General features: G+C 70.7%; 13 protein-coding genes. 7 read left to right on the forward strand and 6 right to left on the reverse strand.

What is annotated here, in order from left to right:
- Positions 1–13 precede the first annotated feature (13 nt).
- Positions 14–1,993 carry a sensor histidine kinase gene (locus BLQ43_RS07260; RefSeq protein WP_090019474.1) on the forward strand — a complete coding sequence of 660 codons (1,980 nt, stop codon included), beginning with the start codon at positions 14–16 and terminating at the stop codon, positions 1,991–1,993.
- Between the two features lie 56 nt (positions 1,994–2,049).
- Here BLQ43_RS07260 and BLQ43_RS14595 read toward each other — a convergent pair whose 3' ends face one another.
- Positions 2,050–2,436 carry a type II toxin-antitoxin system HicB family antitoxin gene (locus BLQ43_RS14595; protein ID WP_143006185.1) on the reverse strand — a complete coding sequence of 129 codons (387 nt, stop codon included), beginning with the start codon at positions 2,434–2,436 and terminating at the stop codon, positions 2,050–2,052.
- Between the two features lie 350 nt (positions 2,437–2,786).
- Here BLQ43_RS14595 and ectA point away from each other — a divergent pair, with 350 nt between their 5' ends.
- Both ectA and ectB read left to right on the forward strand, forming a co-directional pair.
- On the forward strand, positions 2,787–3,410 hold the full coding sequence (ectA, locus tag BLQ43_RS07270) for a diaminobutyrate acetyltransferase (protein ID WP_090019476.1): 624 nt from the start codon (positions 2,787–2,789) through the stop codon (positions 3,408–3,410).
- Between the two features lie 41 nt (positions 3,411–3,451).
- A complete protein-coding gene (gene ectB / locus BLQ43_RS07275) occupies positions 3,452–4,753 on the forward strand; it encodes a diaminobutyrate--2-oxoglutarate transaminase (RefSeq protein ID WP_090019589.1) in 1,302 nt (433 codons plus the stop codon).
- A gap of 421 nt (positions 4,754–5,174) precedes the next feature.
- On the opposite strand, the gene BLQ43_RS07280 is transcribed toward ectB, so the two are convergent.
- Positions 5,175–6,458 carry a M24 family metallopeptidase gene (locus BLQ43_RS07280; RefSeq protein WP_245659500.1) on the reverse strand — a complete coding sequence of 428 codons (1,284 nt, stop codon included), beginning with the start codon at positions 6,456–6,458 and terminating at the stop codon, positions 5,175–5,177.
- A gap of 213 nt (positions 6,459–6,671) precedes the next feature.
- The gene (locus BLQ43_RS07285) at positions 6,672–7,571 is read right to left on the reverse strand and encodes a HalD/BesD family halogenase (protein WP_090019478.1); all 900 of its coding nucleotides are present in this window, start codon (positions 7,569–7,571) and stop codon (positions 6,672–6,674) included.
- 195 nt (positions 7,572–7,766) lie between these two features.
- Between BLQ43_RS07285 and BLQ43_RS07290 the strand changes: the two genes are divergently transcribed.
- The 4 genes from BLQ43_RS07290 to BLQ43_RS07305 all read left to right on the forward strand — a co-directional run bounded on the left by BLQ43_RS07290 (position 7,767) and on the right by BLQ43_RS07305 (position 12,575).
- On the forward strand, positions 7,767–8,711 hold the full coding sequence (locus tag BLQ43_RS07290; protein ID WP_090019479.1) for a LysR family transcriptional regulator: 945 nt from the start codon (positions 7,767–7,769) through the stop codon (positions 8,709–8,711).
- Between the two features lie 56 nt (positions 8,712–8,767).
- A complete protein-coding gene (locus BLQ43_RS07295) occupies positions 8,768–10,273 on the forward strand; it encodes a CoA-acylating methylmalonate-semialdehyde dehydrogenase (protein ID WP_090019480.1) in 1,506 nt (501 codons plus the stop codon).
- A gap of 93 nt (positions 10,274–10,366) precedes the next feature.
- Complete coding sequence (locus BLQ43_RS07300) at positions 10,367–11,656, forward strand: MFS transporter (protein WP_218119152.1); 1,290 nt, start codon at positions 10,367–10,369, stop codon at positions 11,654–11,656.
- Positions 11,657–11,693: 37 nt separating this feature from the next.
- A complete protein-coding gene (locus BLQ43_RS07305; protein WP_090019481.1) occupies positions 11,694–12,575 on the forward strand; it encodes a nitrilase-related carbon-nitrogen hydrolase in 882 nt (293 codons plus the stop codon).
- Between the two features lie 247 nt (positions 12,576–12,822).
- Here the strand turns inward: BLQ43_RS07305 and BLQ43_RS07310 are convergent, their stop codons facing one another.
- The 3 genes from BLQ43_RS07310 to BLQ43_RS07320 all read right to left on the reverse strand — a co-directional run bounded on the left by BLQ43_RS07310 (position 12,823) and on the right by BLQ43_RS07320 (position 18,252).
- The gene (locus tag BLQ43_RS07310; RefSeq protein ID WP_090019482.1) at positions 12,823–15,729 is read right to left on the reverse strand and encodes an ATP-binding protein; all 2,907 of its coding nucleotides are present in this window, start codon (positions 15,727–15,729) and stop codon (positions 12,823–12,825) included.
- Positions 15,726–16,988, reverse strand: coding sequence for a metallophosphoesterase family protein (locus tag BLQ43_RS07315; RefSeq protein WP_090019483.1), 1,263 nt, complete (start codon positions 16,986–16,988; stop codon positions 15,726–15,728). Before BLQ43_RS07315 ends, BLQ43_RS07310 begins: the two co-directional genes overlap by 4 nt.
- Before the next feature lie 103 nt (positions 16,989–17,091).
- Complete coding sequence (locus BLQ43_RS07320) at positions 17,092–18,252, reverse strand: MFS transporter (protein WP_176758570.1); 1,161 nt, start codon at positions 18,250–18,252, stop codon at positions 17,092–17,094.
- Positions 18,253–18,329: the final 77 nt, after the last annotated feature.

Consider the following 18,329-nt stretch of genomic DNA (forward strand, 5'->3'; position numbering starts at 1 on the left):
CCCCTCGGTGCCGATGCGTCTTTCGTCCGCGGTCCGCCGGCTGCGCGCGCCGGATATCGGACTCAAGCTGTTCGTCCAGAACGCGGTCGGCGGCCTCGGGATGGCGGCGCTGATCGTGCTCGTCCTGGTGGTCGCCGAGCGCAGCACCGACGCCCTGCGGCGCGTCGACAGCGTCACCGAGCGCACGATCTTCCTGAACCAGCAGATCGTCGAACCCTTGGGGCGGCTGCGCCAGCACACGCTTTCCCTCGTGCTCGCCCCCGGGGCCGAGCGCCGCGCCACGGTGGACGCCAAGGTCGCCGAGCTGACCGAGGAGCTGGACGGCGCCATCGCGCGCTGGCGGCGACGCGCCTCGGGGGAGGCCGCCGAGCGGGCCGCGCGGTTGCAGACGGCGTGGACGGCCTACAAGGACCTGATCCGGCACACGCGCACGCAGATGGAGGCCGGCCGCCGCGAGGCGGCCTACCTCACGGTCACGGGGCGGGGGCGAAAGCAGTTCGCCGCCCTTCAGAGCCTGATGACCGAGAGCATGGGGCGGCTGAACGGCCGCAGCGACCGCCTGCACGATCAGGCCGTGACGAATTCGGTTGCCACGCGCAACGTCGCCATCGGCATCGCGCTATTCACCGCCCTGGCGCTGGGGCTCGCCGGCTGGGTGCTGACGCGCAGCATCAGCCGCCCGGTGGCCGCGCTCACCGGGGCCATGCGCCGGCTGGCCGAAGGCGACCTCGACGCCGAGGTGCCGGCGCGCGAACGCGGCGACGAAATCGGCCGCATGGCGCGGACGGTCCAGATCTTCCGCGAAAACGCGCGCGAACGCGAGCGCCTGCGCGCCGAGCACGCCCACGCGGAGGAGGCGCGAACGCGGCTGCTGGAGATCCTGGAGAACACCCCCGACGTCATCGGCATGGCGACGCCGGACGGGCGCACCACCTACATCAATCCCGCCACGGAGTGGCTGATCGGCCTCGACCGGGACGCCGTCGCCGGGCGTACAATCGAGCAGTATCACCCCCGCTGGGCGACTGAGCGCGTGCTCCACGAGGCGCTGCCCACCGCACTGGCCGGTGGCGTCTGGACGGGGGAAACGGCCCTGCTCACCGCCGACGGCACCGAAATCCCGGTTTCCCAGGTGATCTTCGCGCACTTCGACTCCCAGGGTGAGGTGATCCGCCTGTCCACGATCATGCGCGACATCTCCGACCAGAAGCGGATGGAGCGCCATCTCGTCGAGGCGCGCGACCAGGCCGCCGCGGCCAACGCCGCCAAGACGCGCTTTCTCTCCACGATGAGCCACGAGCTGCGCACGCCGCTCAACGCCATCATCGGCATGTCGGAAGTCATCCGCGACCGCCTGCTCGGCGACGACATCGAACAGTATGCGAGCTACGCCGACGACATCCGCAAGAGCGGCGGCCACCTGCTGGAGCTGGTCAACGACTTGCTGGACATGTCGCGGCTGGAAGCCGGGCGCTACGAACTCAACCCGGAGCCCTTGCAGACCGGTGAGATCCTGCACGAATGCGCGCGCATGGTCGAGCCGCGCGCCGAGCCGGCGGGGATTTCGCTGGGCGTCGACCGGACAGCCCCCAGGCTGCTGGCCGACGAGCGGGCGCTCCGCCAGGTGGTTCTGAACCTGCTGACGAACGCCGTGAAATTCGCGGGCGAGGGCGGCCGGGTCACGGTGGGCGCCGCCCGGACCGACGCCGGCGACCTGGCGATCGCCGTCACCGACACGGGTCCCGGCATCGCCGAGGCGGACCTGGATCGCGTGCTGCATCCCTTCGAGAAGAGCGAGGAGCGCCTGTCCAGCGACCATCAGGAGGGCACCGGGCTCGGCCTCGCCATCACGCGCCAGCTCATGACGCTACACGACGGCGAACTCTACTTGGCGAGCGCGCCCGGCGAGGGGACAACCGCGACGGCCGTTTTCCCGGCCGGGCGCGTGCTCGACGACGGCCAGGTCCGGTCCGTGGCGGGCCGGTCGGCATAAAAAGGGGCCGGCGAACCGGCCCCCAGTTCGTTTTCCCGTTTTTGAATGCGCTGCCGTCAGGCCGCCGGTGGGCGGAGGCAGGCGGCGGCGACGGCGGAGATGCGCGCGGCCTCGGCCAGCATGCCGTCGGCCGGGCGCGGCGCCGGCGCCGGTTCGCCGCTGGCGTCGAGGTCGGCCAAATGAAGGCGCAACGCCTGTTCGGCTTGGTGAAGGGCTTCCTCGACCGTCGGCGCGGTGCAGCCGCAGCCGGGCAGGTCGGGGAAGATCACTCGGTAATCGTTGTCCGGCGCGTGCCGAACAATCGCATAATACCCTTTCATGGCTCCATCTTTCCGTGGGGATGGGTTTCCCGGCCGTACATGGCCGGCGGGATGGTGCGCCGGCGCCGGGGCCTCTCCCGCGCCGGCGGTGCCCGGGCAATGATGGGCGCCGGGCCAATGCATCTTGCACTGCAAAATACCCACCCGTCAGCCGGTGTCAAGTCAACACCCAAATGGGCTGGCGAAATGGTGCGGAATATTCGGAGCAATGCGCTGGAAAACCGGAGTTTTTGCCGAATCTATCGAGATGGATCTGCGCAGCCCGTCTGGACCCTATCGCGTCCCATCCCGGCAATCCCGGTTGACATTCGCCCGGCATAGGGTACGCTGCACCGCACATCGGCTAAGGCATTTGCAACGGCACTGCCGCTAGACTGGCAGTGAGCGTTCGGGGCATGCGGCCGCGACGTGCGGCGCTGTCCCGGCGGGCCTTCGGCCGGCTGGTTCAACAGCTTGAACAGCACATACAGGTTATGACCCCAGAAAATCTTCAGAACCGCGTTCAGGCGGATGCGCTGCATCCGGCTGCTCGGGCGGACGTTCAGGACGCGGGCGGGACGGCCACCGCCTCCACGCCCGCCAACCCCCGCAAGGATGCCAAGCGCTACCGCTTCCGTGCCCCGGAGACGGGCGACGGCGCCGCGATCTACAAGATCGTCGAGGACAGCGGCGTTCTCGACCTCAACTCGGCCTACAGCTACCTGATGCTGGGCGAATACCTGGCGGACACCTGCCTGGTCGCCGAGCGCAAGGGCGGGATCGTCGGCTTCGTCTCCGGGCTGGTGCCGCGCACGAAGCCGGAAACGCTCTTCATCTGGCAGGTCGCCAGCGCCGAGAGCGAGCGCGGGCGCGGCCTGGCCAAGCGGCTGGTGCACGCCATGCTGTCGCGCCCGGCGTGCCGCCACGTGCGCTACATCGAGGCGACGGTGACGCCGTCGAACAAACCCTCGAAGCGCCTCTTCCGCGCGCTTGCGCGCGACCTGGATGCCGGCTTCACCATCGGCCAGGGTTTCGATGCCGATCTCTTTCCCGGCGAGGGCCACGAAAGCGAGCGCCTGATCCGCGTCGGGCCCTTCCAGCCCGCCGCGTCGGCCTGACCCGGTTTTTGGTCCCGGTGAACGGGACGAGCGAGGATTTCATGGACACCACCGATCCGCTTCACAGCGTCGAAACGCACGAGTCCGCGGTGCGCAGCTACAGCCGCGACTTTCCCGTCACCTTCGCCACGGCGAAGGACGCCGTGATGCGCACGCGCGCCGGCGACGCCTACATCGACTTCTTCGCGGGGGCCGGGGCGCTCAACTACGGCCACAACAACGCGCTCTTGAAGCGCGCGCTGATCGACTACCTGGAAGGCGACAACGTCACCCACAGCCTCGACCTCGTCACCGAGGCGCGGGCCCGCTTCCTGCAACGCTTCCACGACATCGTCCTGGCCCCGCGCGGGATGGACTACCGGGTCATGTTCCCGGGGCCGACGGGCACGAACTGCGTGGAGGCGGCGCTGAAGATCGCCCGCAAGGTCACCGGCCGGCGCCCGATCGTCAGCTTCACCAACGCCTACCACGGCATGACACTGGGCGCCCTGGCGGCCACGGGGAACCGCGGCAAGCGCGGCGGTGCCGGAACGGCGCTGCCGGACGTGGTGTTCGCGCCCCTCGACGGCGCGCTGGGCGCGGGCGTGGACACGCTCGATCACCTGGAGGCCATGCTCGCCAACACCTCCAGCGGCGTGGACCTGCCCGCCGCCGCCATCGTGGAGACGGTGCAGGGCGAGGGCGGCGTGCATCCCGCCAGCATGGGCTGGCTCCAGCGCCTCCAGCGCATCTGCCGCGCGCACGGCATGCTGCTGATCGTGGACGACGTCCAGGCCGGCTGCGGGCGCACGGGCACCTTCTTCAGCTTCGAGCCGGCGGGCCTGGACCCGGACCTGATCTGCCTGTCCAAGTCCATCGGCGGCTACGGCACGCCGCTGGCGCTGACGCTCATCAAGCCCGAGCACGACGTCTTCGCCCCAGGCGAGCACAACGGCACCTTCCGCGGCCATAACCCCGCCTTCGTGACGGGTGCGGCGGCGCTGGAGGCCTACTGGCGCGACGACGCCTTCGAACGCGGCGTGCGCGCCAAGGCCGAGATCGTGCGGGAACGGTTGGAGGCCATCGCCGCCCGGCATCCCGGCCTGAAGCCGTCCGTGCGCGGGCGCGGGCTGATGCAGGGCCTCGTGCTGGACGTGCCGGGTGCGGCCGAAGCCGTGTCCCACGCCGCCTTCGCGCGCGGGCTGATCCTGGAGACGGCCGGTGCGCGGGACGAGGTGGCGAAGCTGCTGCCGCCGCTGACGATCGACGAGGCCACGCTCAGCAAGGGCCTGGATATCCTTGCCGACGCCGTGGCCGCGGTTGCGCGCGAAATGGGCGGCGCCGAGCGGTCGGCCGCGGCGTAAGACGCATGCGCAATGAGCGGAACTCATTGCCTCATTCTGTCTTTCTCCTAAAGGAGAAAGGACCCTGGCGAGGCTCCGCTGCTACATCCTCGGCTTGTCGTAGGTTCCGCTTAATGAGCGTTCGTATAAGACGGATCGCCACGACCCCAAAACGACAAGCGGGGGCACCGGCCGGTGCCCCCGCACGTCTCAAGACCGACGCAGGCGGTGAACACGCCGGGCGCCCACCGTCTGACTCAGGTTTCCACAGATCGTCTTTGGTCGTGAGTGACCCACTCGTCGCGGCATGACGCCGGTGTCGAGTGACATACGGTTCCAAGTATCATACTTGGTCGTGAGGGACCCATCCGTCGCCGCGCGACGCCGGTGTCGCGTGACAGAGGGTTCCAAGGATCATCCTTGGTCCAAAGATCATCTTTGGTCAGACTTGCCTACCCAACAATGCATCGTCGTAGGGGTATTTGGAGAGCAGCTCGACGCCGTCGCCGGTGACGACGACCTCGTCCTCCAGCTTGATGCCCTCGGGGCCATTGGGTTCGCCGATGTAGCTCTCGACGGAGACGACCATGCCGGGTTGGAGGATGCCGTCGTTGGAGAAGCGGTCGAAGTCGCCGTAGTGGGCGATCATCGGCGTTTCGCCGTGCATGCCGACGCCGTGAATGACCGAGGGGTAGCGCAGGTCGTAGAAGCGTTCGGGGATCGGCCACGCCTTTTGCGCGATTTCGCGGAAGGACATCCCGGGTTTCAGGATCGACATGTTGTACTGCACCTGCTCGTAGGCCATTTGGTACAGCATTTTCTGGTAGCCCGTCGGCCGGCCTGGGCCGCAGTGGAACGACCGCGACATGTCGCAGTAGTAGCCGTTGCAGCCGATGGTGTCGGTGTCGAGGTCGACCATCTCGCCGGGGCGGATGGGGCGTGAGCTGGCCTCGTTGAACCAGGGGTTGGTGCGCGGGCCGGAGTTGAGCAGCCGCGTTTCGATGAACTCCCCGCCGCCGCGGATGACGTTCTCGTACATCGTGGCGAAGAGGTCCTGCTCGGTGACGCCGGGGCGGATCTGGCGCTCGACGGCGGCGACGGCGGCCTCGGACGCCGCCATGCTCTGCGCCAGGCAGGCGACCTCTTCCGGCGTCTTCACCGCGCGGGTCCACAGGATGCGGGCGTTGCAGTCCTCCACCGTCAGGCCCTGGTTTTCCAGGCCGACGGCGAGCAGGTGGAAGCAGCGGTCCAGGCCGATCTTGGTGGCGCCGCCGCCGTGCTGGCGCACGAGGTCGGCGATTTCCTCGGCGAAGGGCGCGGCGGCGTCGGTGTCGCGCGCGTTGACCGAGGACCAGACGACCTTGGAGGTACGCGCCTCGTCGATCGTCTCCAGGTGGGTGGAGACGTGCGCGCTGCCCGGATACTCGAAGAGGATGACCGGCCCTTCCTGCGGCACGTAGATGTAGCGCGTGGAGTTGCGCAGGAAGTAGCCGAACATGTTGCGCGAGCCCGTGGCGTAGCGCTGGTTGTACGGGTCCAGCAGGACCACGGCCGCCAGGTCCGCTTCGCGCATCATTGCCCGCAGGCGCTCCAGCCGTCCCGCCCGGAGCGTCTTGGGGTCGAAGTGCATGGGGATGGAGTCGCTCGTCATCGTGGGGCCGCTGGGCACCACGTCGAGATGCGCGCGCATCTCCTTGGGTTCGGTCCAGTTGCCGGAATCGTTCACGGCGTGTCCTCGCATGGTTCTGGGCCAAGAGGCCGGGCCGCATCCGTGTTCTTGCGGAGCACGACCAATCCCCACCCCCTCAATCTCTCCCCCTCCCCTTCGCTGAAGGGGAGGGGGAGACGGCGGCGGGGGCGCTGCCCCGCGCCGACAGAGGGGGTGGGGTTGCCTCTAAATTAACGTCACAACAATCAGCTCGGTTTTTTAAACGGGCGATCAGTCGCTCAGCTTGTCGCTGCGGCCGGCGTTCGTCGCTTCTTCCTGGTGGTGCACCTCGGCCGTGCGGCCGAAGAGCTTGCGCGTGCGCTCGGCCTTGCCGATCTGGCCCGGCTGCTTGGCGTAGCCCAGGATCACGGTGTGGCGCTCGGACTCGCCCTCGACGCGCGAGACGCGGTGCAGCGAGAAGCGGCCGAAGAAGATCTGCACGTCGCCCGGCTTCACATCCAGCACGCGCACCTGCGAATGATCGCCGTGCACGACGCGGCCGACCTCGTCGAAATTCTCGTCCTCGCTGGAGCGGATCTCGGGCACGTACTCGAAGCGCCCGCCGGCCTCGGACTGCTGCGTCATCATCGTGACGATGAACTCGTTGGTGTCGAAGTGCCAGGGATGCTGGCAGTTCGGCTGCAGCACGTTGATGACCAGCCCGGCAAGCGGGTCCGCGTACTCGTAAATCTCCTCCACGCCCAGCACGTCGGCCAGGAACTGCTGGAAGCCGGGATCGTGGTAGAGGCGGCGGACCTCGGTGTCGGTCTCGATCAGGTCGCCCGCCACGAAGGCGTTGGTGCGGTCGGCGAAGGTGCGCTTGGGGTGATCCTCGGGCAGGCTGGGATCGTCCGCGCTGTTGTAGGGGTTCGTGTAGGTGTTGTTGTAGTGCGCCTTGGGCGCGAGGTCCGTCGTCTCCCCGCGCATGCGCTCCAGCGCCTCGGAGCGGACGAAGTCCTTGATGACCGCGCAGCCCACGTCGGCGATCTGCTGGCGGTAGAGGTTCACCAGGTCCCAGTAGCGCTGGCTGCCGCGGTCGTGGATCGGATAGCTGTCGGTATCGATCGTGGTGTGCGCGACCGCGCCGACGGTGGCGTTCCCGGCCGGCTGAACCGTCTGCGGTGCGGACATGCCGTCCCTCCGTGGTGTTTTTTGGCGATCGAAAATGGACGCTGTGTCCTTGCCAAGTTCACCGCATACGGTATGGTCGCCTCAGCGATGAGTTAAACGAATATACGAAATCATATCCATTTGGGCCTGCAATACAAGGACCGTGACGGTCGGCGGCCGGCCCGGAACGGATCGCACGCCCGAGAGGAGGCAGGGATGGACCCCGAACTCCTGCGCGCCTTCGTCAGCGTGGCGGAGAGCCGCGGCTTCACCGCGGCGGCGCGCGCGCTCAACCGCACGCAGTCGGCCGTGAGCCTCCAGATCAAGCGCCTGGAGGAGCAGATCGGCGACAGCCTGTTCACGCGCACCAGCCGCAGCGTCGAGCTGACCGGCGCGGGCAGCGCGCTTCTGCCCTACGCGCGGCGCATCTTGCGCCTGCAGGACGAGGCGGAAGCCGCCGTGACCGCCGTCACCGCCACCAAGACGCTGCGCATCGGCATCTCGGAAGAGCAGGCGGCCTTCTACCTGCCTGGCGTGATCCCGACCTTCGCCCGCGAGCACCCGGACGTGCGCCTGGAGGTCGTCTGCGATCTGAGCAGCCGGCTCGTCGAGCACATGCAGGAGGGCAAGCTCGACCTCGCCCTCACCATCCGCCACGAGCCCACCGCGACCGGCGAGGTGATCGGGCAGGAGCGGCTGGTCTGGGTGGCGGGCCACTATTTCCCGGCCGAGCCGGGCACGCCGCTGCCGCTGGCGCTCAACCCCACGGGCTGCATCTTCCGCGCGCATGCCATCGCGGCGTTGGCCCGGGCGCAGCGGCCCTGGTCGCTGGTCTACATGAGCGCCAGCCCCACCGGCATGAACCTGGCGCTGGACGCCGGCATGGCGCTGAGCGTGAAGGCCCGCCGCTCGGTGCCGGAAAGCTGCCGCATCGTCGACGAGGCCTTCGACCTGCCGGCGCTGCCGCCCGTTGACGTCGAGCTGCACCGCTCCGCCACCGCCGTGACCGAGGCCGCCGACACCTTCGCGCGCCTGCTCATGCGCGCGGTGACGGCCAGCGAAGACGTCACCGCCATGCCCAGCGCGGTGGAGATGGCCCAGGGCCAGGCCCGCGAGTCAGACTCCGAGCCAACGGCCCCCGCATCGGGGTCCACCGCCTGACACACGAACCGCCGGGGCGGCGCGACACCCCGGCGCGCGGACCAGGAGAGAGCGCCATGACCGAAGAACTCCCGCACTGGATCGGCGGCACGCGCACCGCCGGCGGCAGCGGCCGCACGCTGCCCATCGAGAACCCGGCCACGGGCGAGATCGAGCGCCACGCCCCCATGGCGAACGCGGGCGAGGTGGACGCCGCCGTTCAGGCCGCCGCGCGCGCCTTTCCGGCGTGGTCGGCGACGCCGCCGGCCAAGCGCGCCCAGGTCATGTTCAAGTTCCGCGAAAAGATCCATCAGCACATGGACGAGATCACGGAGCTGGTCTCGCGCGAGCACGGCAAGACGCTGGCCGACGCGCGCGGCTCGCTCATGCGCGGGCTGGAGGTGCTGGAGTTCACCTGCGGCATCCAGCAGTTCCTCAAGGGTGAGCTGTCGCCGGACGTCGCCACGGGCATCGACCTCAGCGACATCCGCCAGCCGCTGGGCGTCTGCGCCGGGATCACGCCCTTCAACTTCCCCGAGATGATCCCGCTGTGGATGTTCCCCATGGCGATCGCCTGCGGGAACACCTTCGTCCTCAAGCCGTCCGAGCAGGACCCCTCGGCCCCGCTGCGGCTCGCTGAGCTGATGCACGAGGCCGGCCTGCCCGAAGGCGTGCTCAACGTCGTCCACGGCGACCGGGAGGCCGTGGACAGCATCCTCGACCACCCGCAGATCGAGGGGGTGAGCTTCGTCGGCTCCACCAAGGTCGCCGAGGTGATCCGCCGGCGCGGCACGGCCAACGGCAAGCGCGTTCAGGCCTTCGGCGGCGCCAAGAACCACATGGTCGTCATGCCCGACGCCGACATGGACCAGGCCGCCGACGCGCTGCTGGGCGCGGGCTACGGCGCCGCCGGCGAGCGCTGCATGGCCGTCTCGGTGGCCGTGCCCGTGGGCCAGGAGACGGGCGACGCCCTGATCGAGCGCCTGGCCCCGCGCGTGCGCAACCTGAAGATCGGCCCCTACACCGACACCGAGGCCGACATGGGGCCGCTCATCTCGTCCGCCGCCAAGGAGCGCGTCGAGGGCTACGTCGAAACCGGCATCCAGGAGGGCGCCGAAGCGGTCGTGGACGGCCGCGGCCTGACGCTCCAGGGCTACGAGAACGGCCACTTCATGGGCGGCACACTCTTCGACCGCGTGACTACGGATATGCGCATCTACAAGGAGGAAATCTTCGGCCCCGTGCTCTCGGTCGTGCGGGCGGACACCCCGCAGCAGGCGCTCGACATCACCAACGGGCACGAATACGGCAACGGTGCCGCCATCTTCACCAGCGACGGCGACACCGCGCGCGCCTTCGCCAACCAGGTGCAGTACGGCATGGTCGGCGTGAACGTGCCCATCCCGGTGCCGCCCGCCTACCACAGCTTCGGCGGCTGGAAGCGCTCCATCTTCGCCGAGCACGACATCTACGGAGCCGAGGCCGTGCGCTTCTACACCAAGCACAAGACGATCACCGCGCGCTGGCCGTCCGGCATCGGTTCCGGCGCCGGCTTCAACTTCAAGGGCTCCAGCGACAGCTGACGCCCGCCGGCAAACCGGGAAACCCGACGGCCGCACCCCCCCGTGCGGCCGTCGGCGTGTGGAGCACGGTCCATGGCCGCCCCTGCGGAAAGGGTGAGCCGCAACGCGACGGTCCAAGCTGCGGGCGGCGTCTGGGCACTGCTGCTCGGCATGGGGCTGCTCATGCTGGGCAACGGGCTGCAGAGCAGCCTTTTGGGCGTGCGCGCGGCCTCGGAGGATTTCGGCAGCTCGGTCACCGGCCTGGTGATGTCGGGCTACTACATCGGCTTTCTCGGCGGCTCGCTGCTGACGCCGCGCGCGGTCATCCACGTTGGCCACGTGCGGGTTTTCGCGGCGATGGCCTCGATCGCCTCGATCGCGATCCTGGTCCACAGCCTCATGGTGACGCCGCCCGTCTGGGCCGTCATGCGCGTGGTCACCGGCTTCGCCTACGCGGGGCTCTACGTGGTCTCCGAAAGCTGGCTGAACGCCAGCGCGGGGAACGAGTTGCGCGGGCGGCTGCTGTCCGTCTACATGGTGGTGAGCTACACGGGCATGGGCGGCGGGCAGCTCATGCTCAACGCCGCCGATCCGGGCGCGTTCGATCTCTTCGCCATCTGCTCGGTCATCATCTCGGCAGCGCTGGTGCCCATCCTGCTCAGCGCCACCTCCCAGCCGGACACCACCACGCCCGCGCCGCTTCCCATCCGCCAGCTCTACCGCATCTCGCCCCTGGGCACGGTGGGCTGCTTCCTGACCGGCGTGGCCAAGGGCGCGACCTTCGGCATGGGCGCGGTCTATGCCCACATGATCGGCCTGACGGTCGCGGAGGTATCCGCGTTCATGGCCGCGCTGATCGTTGGCGGGGCGGTTTTCCAGTGGCCGCTCGGCAAGCTGTCCGACCGCATGGACCGCCGCAAGGTTGCCGTCGGGATCGCGCTCGGGGCGGCCGTGTCCGCCGCGCTGGCAGTCCCCGTGGCGCAAATCAGCACGCTCGGCCTGATCGCGCTGGCCGTGCCGCTGGGCGGGACCATCCTGACGCTGTATTCCGTGCTCATCGCCTACACCAACGACCATCTGGCCCACGAGCAGATGGTGGCGGCCAGCAGCGGCCTGCTGCTCGCGCTCGGGGCCGGCGCCATCCTCGGCCCGTCGACGGCCGGCTGGGCCATGGACATCCTCGGCACCGCCGGGTTCCTCTGGTACCTGGCGGCGATCCATCTCGTCGTGGTTGTCTTCGCCCTCTACCGCATGATGCGCCGGTCCGTGCCGGTGGCCGTGCGGCGGGCGCTGACCGCCACGGTGCCGACACGGGCGCTGCCGCTGGGCACGGCGTGGTCCGGGCTCACCGCACGCTCGTCGACCGAGGGGCGGGACGACGACACGACCACATCGCAGACATGACGGCCCGAGGGCCGTCCGCACGCAGGGGAGGCAGACGATGATCGACGGTGGCCGCATCAAGGTGGGCGTGGCCCAGATCGAAACCACGCTCGGCGACATCCAGGCCAACAAGCGCAAGCACCTGGAGATGATCGAGCGCGGGCGTGCCGAAGGCCTGGACATGCTGGTCTTCGCCGAACTCTCGCTCACCGGCTACAGCGTCGGCCACCGCGCCGTCGATCTCGCCATCCACCGCGACAGCCCCGTGGTGCACGAGCTGGCCGAGGCCGCCGGGCCGATGTGCACGACCTTCGGCACGGTCGAGGAAGGCGTCGCCGCGCAGCTCCACAACAGCGCCATCACCGTGCGCGACGGCCGCGTCGCCTTCATCCACCGCAAGCTCCAGCTCGCCAGCTACGGCTTCCTGGAAGAGGAAAAGCACTTCGCCGAGGGGCGCTACATCGACACCTTCGACCTGGAGCGCACGCCCTGGCGCGCGGGCACGCTGATCTGCGCCGACCTGTGGAACCCCGCCCTCGTTCACCTCGCGGCCGTGCACGGCGCCACGGTGCTTCAGGTGCCCATCGCCTCGGCCGAGGAAGTCGTCTCCACCGAGTTCTCCAACCCCGACAACTGGCGGTCCACGCTCCAAGTCTTCGCCATGATCTACGGCATGCCGCTGCTGGTGGCGAACCTGGCCGTGCAGGAGGGCAACGTGCGCTTCTGGGGCGGCAGCCGCATCGTCGATCCCTACGGCACCACGCTCGTCGAGGCCGGGGAGGGCGAAGAGCTGCTCACCGCCACGGTCGACTACACCGACGTCAAGAAGGCGCGCTACCAGCTCCCCACGGTGCGCGATTCCAACCTCGACCTCATCCACCGCGAAGTCGGCCGCCTCGTCTGGAACATCGGCGTCCCACCCGAAAGCCGCCGCACCTAACCAACAAAGCTTGTTGGATCGCGCCTGTCAGGCTGATGGACGCCCGCGGAACGAGATGTTTGCGGCTGTCTTGGGGAAGGTGCCGGTCCGAACCGGGGCTTGCTGACGCGGCGTGCCGTCGGCGCGCGAACTCGTGCTTGTTGGATCGCGCCTGTCAGGCTGATGGACGCCCGCGTGGTGCGGTGTTTGCGGCTGTCTTAGGGAAGGTGCCGGTCCGAACCGTGGCCCGATGATGCGGTGACGGTTTTCACGCCGCGGATGTTTGAGTGGCTGTGCCGGCATCCGCGCGCAGGTTGTCGATGACGGTTGCGGGGCCGGCGGTGGCGACGGTTTCCGCCACCATGGGGTGGCAGGTGAAAAGGATGACCTGGTGGTGCGCGGCGACTTGGTGCAGTTCGCGCGCCATGGCGGTCATGCGCTCGGGGTCGAAGTTGACCAGGATCTCGTCCATCACCAGCGGCAGCACCGTGCCGCGCTGGGCGAACTCGGCGGCGAGGCCCAGGCGCACGCTGAGGTAGAGCTGTTCGCGCGTGCCGCGGCTGAGCTGGTCGGGGCGCAGGCGCTCGCCCCGGTGGTCCAGCACGTCGATGCCGCCGCCCTCGCTGTCCTGCACGACGCGGCTGTAGCGCCCGCCCGTCACGCGGGCGAAGTGGTCTCCGGCGCGCGCCACCACGGCGGGCTGGCGCTCGCGCTCGTAGGTCTTGAGCGTGCGCTCCACGAGCGCGCGGGCGGTCGTCAGCGTCTGCCAGCGCCGGTAAGCGTCCTGCATCTCCGCGATCAGCGCGTTGCGGCGGGTTTCCAGCTCCGCCACGTCGCTGGCGCGCTCGACGCGCTCGCGATCGGCCCGCGCCTGCCGCAGGTCGCCGGCGGCGGTTTCCCAGGCCTGCCGCGTTTCCGCGATGGCCGTGTCCAGCTCCGCCGTCTCGCGCGCCCAGGCGTCCGGGTCGCCGCCCGCCAGATCGGCCTTGAGCGCCGCCGCGCGCTCGCCGTCGTCGCCCGCCTCGCGCGCGATCGCGGCCTCGGCGTCGGCGATCGTTTGGATTTGCCGGCGTTCCTCGGCGATGGCATCGGCCTCCTGGGCGAAGGCGTCGATCAGCGCGGTGTCGTCTTCCGGCGCCGTGCGCCCGCGCTGGTGCAGCACGCCGCGCGCGGCCTCCGTCCAGTCGGCGATGGCCTCGGCAAGTTGGCCGCGCTGGCGTTCGTCGCCGTGGATGGCGCCGACGGTCTCGCGCGCCGTGTTCAGCTCGCTGGCGAAGTCCAGCACGCCCTGGGGCGAGAGGTGCTCGGGCAGGCCGTGGTCGCGTTTCCAGGCGAGCCAGCGCTCGGCGAGCGCGTCGCGCGCCTCGACGGCCTCGTCGCGCGCCGTGACCGCAGCTTCCCGGGCCTTTTCGGCCTCGTCCGCCGCCTTCGCCGCGTCGTCCAGGGCGCGCTTGCGCGCCTCCCACTGTCGGCGGCGGTCCACGGCCGCGTGGGTTTCCGCGAGCGCTGCCGCCGAGCCGGCTTCGTCCGGCGTTGCCGCCAGGCCCGCCTGTTCGGCGAGGTCGGCGAGACCGGATTCCGCTTGAGCCAGCTCTTGCCGTGCGTGTTCCGCTTCGCGCTCCGCTTCTGTTGCCCGCGCCTCGGCCTCGGCCGCGTCCGTCCACGCGCGGCGGCGCAGCCAGCGAACCAGCAGCAACAAACCGGCGGCGCCGGCAACGCCGACGCCCGCGACGATGGCGGCGGCCAGCACCGCGCCCAGGACGTAGAGGCCGGCACCGCCCGCGATCAGCAGCGCGCCCAGCGCCACAGCCGCGAGGCTCCAGGCGCGCCCGGGCACGCGCCGGCTCAGCGCGTCGGCGTGGGCGCGCCGGTCGGCGGCGGTCTGCTCCAGGTTGCGGACCTTTTCCGCTTGGCTGGCACGCTGGCTCAGCCGGGCGCGCAGGGTTTCCAGCGCGCGCACGCGGGCCTGGAGCGTCGCCACCGGCTCGGGCGCCTCGCCAAGCTCGTCCAGCTCGCGGGCCAGCCGTTTGCGCTCGCCTTCGGCGCGCTCGGCCTCGCTCGCCGCCTGCTTCAGGCGCTCCTCGGCCTGCTCCACGGCCTGCGCGTGCTCGCTCAGCGCGCCGTCCCACTGGCGGATTTCCTCGCGCGTGGGAATGGGCAGGGTGAACGCGGCGACCGCGTCCTCGCTCCAGGCGGTGCCAAGCGTTTCCAGCGTGGCGGTCAGGCGCTCGCGCCGGTCGCGGATTTGCCGGTCCAGCGCCGCGAGCCGCTCCAGCCGCTCGCGCTGCGGCTCCGCCTGCTGCGCCAGCCGCTCGGCTTCGCGCGCCGTCTCGGTCAAGACCGCGCCGGGCTCGTCCGGGCGCTCGGGATCGAAGCCGGGCGGGGCGGCCCGCGTTAGCGCGTCCACGGCCGCGCGCCGGTCGCGCCAGGGCGCCCACAGCCGGTCCAGCTTCGCCAGCCAGTCGCGCCGCGCCTGCTGGCGGTCCAACTGCGCGCGAAAGTCCTGCACGCGCCGCTCCGCGTCGCGCTCGGCGGCGAGGGTGTCGGGGTAGGCTTCGGCCTCCCGGCGCGCGGCCGTGAGCTTGTCGTCGAGGGTCTTCAGCTCGTTGAGCAGTCCGGCCACGCGGTTGTTCTTGGCCCGGCCGTCGGGCTTGTAGAGCGCGTCCGCCTGCTCGGTGAGATCGTCCACCGCCTTCCGCGCCGAACGGCCCGCGCCCGCGACGGCGCCGGAGAAGATGCGCTCGCGCACGCTGTCGTCGGTCAGCGAGCGCAGCGCCTGCAATTCGTCCAGCGTGAAGCCGAAGATGTTGCGGAAAAGGCGGCTGTCGGCGCCGCCGAGAAGCTGCTCCAGCACGCCTTCCGGCACGTCCTCGCCGGCGTCGTTGAGGATGCGCGGGGGCTGCTTTTTGTCGGCACGCCTGGCCACGGTGTAGGTGTGCCCGTCGTGTTCCAGGAACAGGCGACCGCCGTGCTGCCCGCCGTGCACGGGCTCGTAGCGCGGCTCCTTGGAGCGGCCGTCGGGAAAGCCGAAGAGCACGCCGCGGATGAAAGCGAGCAGCGTCGACTTGCCCGCCTCGTTCGGGCTGCACACCACGGTGACGCCGTCGCCCAGGTCGGTGCGGCGGGTGTCGTGGAAGACGCCGAAGCCGTCGATGTGCCAGCCGCGCAGGATCATTCCCCGCCCTCCAGGCGGTCGAGCGCCTCGCTCTCCGCGGCCTCCAGGATTTCGCGCGCCGTCTCCGCGTCCAGGCCAGACAGAAGGGTGCGTGTCTTGCGGTCGCGCGGCTCCGCCCAGGCGCGCAGCTCGGCGAGCAGGGTTTCGTCGTCCGCCGCGCGCAGGGCGTCGGTTTCCGTCAGCAGGTCGGCGGCGAAGTCGCCGCGGGCGCGGATGGCGTCGCGGTCGATGGGCGGGGCCGTGGCGTCGGTCAGCTTGTCCCACCACACGCGCCCGGCCTGTTCGCGCAGCTCGTCCAGCAGGCCGTCCAGGGTGTCCGGCGCGCGGCGCAGCTCGGTGTGCACGGGCGCGCGGCCGGTGAGCGTGACGCGCAGGATGATCGTGCGCCCCTCGGCCTCGCGCACGACGCCGTCGGCGAGGTCGGCGAGCGCGTCGCGCAGCCCGGCGAGGTCCGCGATCCCGGCGACGTCCTGCTCGCGCAGCTCGAAGCGCACGACGTCCAGCGGCAGGAAGCGGGTCTCGGCGATGCGCTCGCCGTCCACCTCCACCAGCGTCGCGCCCTTGGGGCCGGTTTCGGTCGGCTTGGGGGAACGCCCCTGTAGCACGCCGGGATAGACGGCGCAGGGGCGCTCGGGGATCAGGGTTTCGCGGCCGTGGATGTGGCCGAGCGCCCAGTAGTCGATGGCTGCCGCGCGCAGGTCGTCCAGGCTGCACGGCGCATAGGCCGCGTGGTCCGGATTGCCGCCGGCGTTGGCGTGCAGCAGGCCGATGGCGAAGGGCGCGGTGCGCTCGCCGGGGAAGCGCCGGGCCAGGTTCTCGCGCGTGTCGCGGCGGGCGTAGCTGATGCCGTGGACGCGCGCGGCCTCATGCCCCTCGACCGTGATGGGGGCGCTTTCCACGCGCTCGTGGCCGAATTCCGTGACCCCCTCCGGCCACGCCCCGATCGCCGACCAGCCCTCGGCGACGGGGTCGTGGTTGCCGCGCACCAGGAACACCCGGACGCCGCGGTCGCTCAGGCGCTGGAGCCCGTCGCGGAAGCGCAATTGCGCGCGCAGGCCGCGCTCGGGGCCGTCGTAGATGTCGCCCGCCAGCAGCAGCGCGTGCGCGCCGTGATCCAGCGTCGCCTGGACGAGGTTGTCCCACGCCTGCAGCGAGGCGTCGCGCAGCAGCCCCGGCACCTCGGCGCCCAGGCGGGCGAGGCCGGCGAAGGGGGTGTCCAGGTGCAGGTCGGCGGCGTGAACGAAGCGCCAGCGGGCCATGGCGGGAAACCGTTTGGCTGGTGAGCCGGAACAGCAGCACGCCCGGGCGGCGGCGTGCAAGGCCAGGGCCGCATGCGCGCCCGGGCCGTTCGCAATCGGGCGCTCAGGCCGGGGAGCTGGCCGGTTCCTCGCGCGGCAGGACGGTCATCGTGCCCACCAGCGCGGCGCAGCACGCCAGCACCGCGGCCATCAGCAGCGGCGCGGCGTGGCCGGGGCCGGCATACAGCGCGCCGGCGATCGCCGGGCCGACGACGCGCGCGCCCGTCGCCGCGGATTGCGCCGCGCCGAGGGCGACGCCGCGGCCGTTCTCCCCCGCCAGCCGCGCGAGGGCGGTTTGCAGCGACGGCGCGTGCAGGCCCAGCCCGCCCGTGAAGCACACCATGGCCGGGTAGATCGCCCACCCCTGCTCGAACAGGCCCGCTGCGACGATCGCCAGCGCGCCAACGGCCAGGCACAGGTGCCCGAGCATCGCCGTGCGCACTTCGCCGATGCGCGGTACCAGCTTGCCGACCAGCCCGCCCTGGATGCCGGCGTTGGCGATGCCGGCGACGACCAGCAGCGCCCCCACGTCGCCGGCATCGAAGCCGAGTTCGTCGGCGAGGAAGAGCGCCAGTGTCGCCTCCACGCCCGTGAAGGCCATGAAGACGAGGATGTGGATCGCCAGCAGCTTCGCCCCCGCCCGCGGCAGGACGTGCCAGATGGACGGGCGGTGTGCCTGCGGCTGCCGGCCGGCGGGCAGGATGGGCACGCTCACCAGCGCCGCCACGCAGAACGCGGCCGCGGTGAAGGCCACGGCGTCCAGCGAGTAGCCGCCCATCTCCGCCAGCGTCTGGATGCCGGGGCCGATGCTGAAGCCCACACCGAAGGCTGCGCCCACCAGGCCGATGGCGGCGGCGCGCTTGCCGCTGGGCGCGATGTCGCTGGCCAGCGCCTGCGCCGCCGGCACCCAGCCGAAGCCGAGCCCGGCGATCAGGCGTGCCGCGAACAGCGTCGTCAGGTCGTCGGCCAGCCCGAGCAGCACGTAGGACACGGCGGAGATCAGCGCCGAGCCCGCCAGCACCGGCCGGCGCCCCTCGCGGTCGGAAATCCGGCCCCAAAACGGCGCGGCCACCAGTGCCGCCGCGCCGAAGGTGGAGAACAGCAGCCCCACCAGCGCGCCGTCCGCGCCCAGATCCCGCGCCTTGAACGGGATCATCGGGATTACGGCCGCGAGCGCCAGGATGAAAAGCGCGGTGGTGGCGGAGATCTTGGCGGCCTGACGCATGCTGCTCCTCACCCGGCGGCGACCCGGCTCCCACATGGCGCGTTCACGCCGCGCCGTAAAGCGCGGTGTCCGCATCG

Origin of the sequence: Limimonas halophila (assembly GCF_900100655.1) — a bacterium.
Classification (GTDB): domain Bacteria; phylum Pseudomonadota; class Alphaproteobacteria; order Kiloniellales; family Rhodovibrionaceae; genus Limimonas; species Limimonas halophila.

Coding starts and splice junctions, on each gene's coding strand:
- BLQ43_RS07260 (WP_090019474.1), top strand. CDS start 14: ATGCGTCTTTCGTCCGCGGTCCGCCGGCTGCGCGCGCCGGATATCGGA.
- BLQ43_RS14595 (WP_143006185.1), bottom strand. CDS start 2,436: ATGCATTGGCCCGGCGCCCATCATTGCCCGGGCACCGCCGGCGCGGGA.
- ectA (WP_090019476.1), top strand. CDS start 2,787: ATGACCCCAGAAAATCTTCAGAACCGCGTTCAGGCGGATGCGCTGCAT.
- ectB (WP_090019589.1), top strand. CDS start 3,452: ATGGACACCACCGATCCGCTTCACAGCGTCGAAACGCACGAGTCCGCG.
- BLQ43_RS07285 (WP_090019478.1), bottom strand. CDS start 7,571: ATGTCCGCACCGCAGACGGTTCAGCCGGCCGGGAACGCCACCGTCGGC.
- BLQ43_RS07290 (WP_090019479.1), top strand. CDS start 7,767: ATGGACCCCGAACTCCTGCGCGCCTTCGTCAGCGTGGCGGAGAGCCGC.
- BLQ43_RS07295 (WP_090019480.1), top strand. CDS start 8,768: ATGACCGAAGAACTCCCGCACTGGATCGGCGGCACGCGCACCGCCGGC.
- BLQ43_RS07305 (WP_090019481.1), top strand. CDS start 11,694: ATGATCGACGGTGGCCGCATCAAGGTGGGCGTGGCCCAGATCGAAACC.
- BLQ43_RS07310 (WP_090019482.1), bottom strand. CDS start 15,729: ATGATCCTGCGCGGCTGGCACATCGACGGCTTCGGCGTCTTCCACGAC.
- BLQ43_RS07315 (WP_090019483.1), bottom strand. CDS start 16,988: ATGGCCCGCTGGCGCTTCGTTCACGCCGCCGACCTGCACCTGGACACC.
- BLQ43_RS07320 (WP_176758570.1), bottom strand. CDS start 18,252: ATGCGTCAGGCCGCCAAGATCTCCGCCACCACCGCGCTTTTCATCCTG.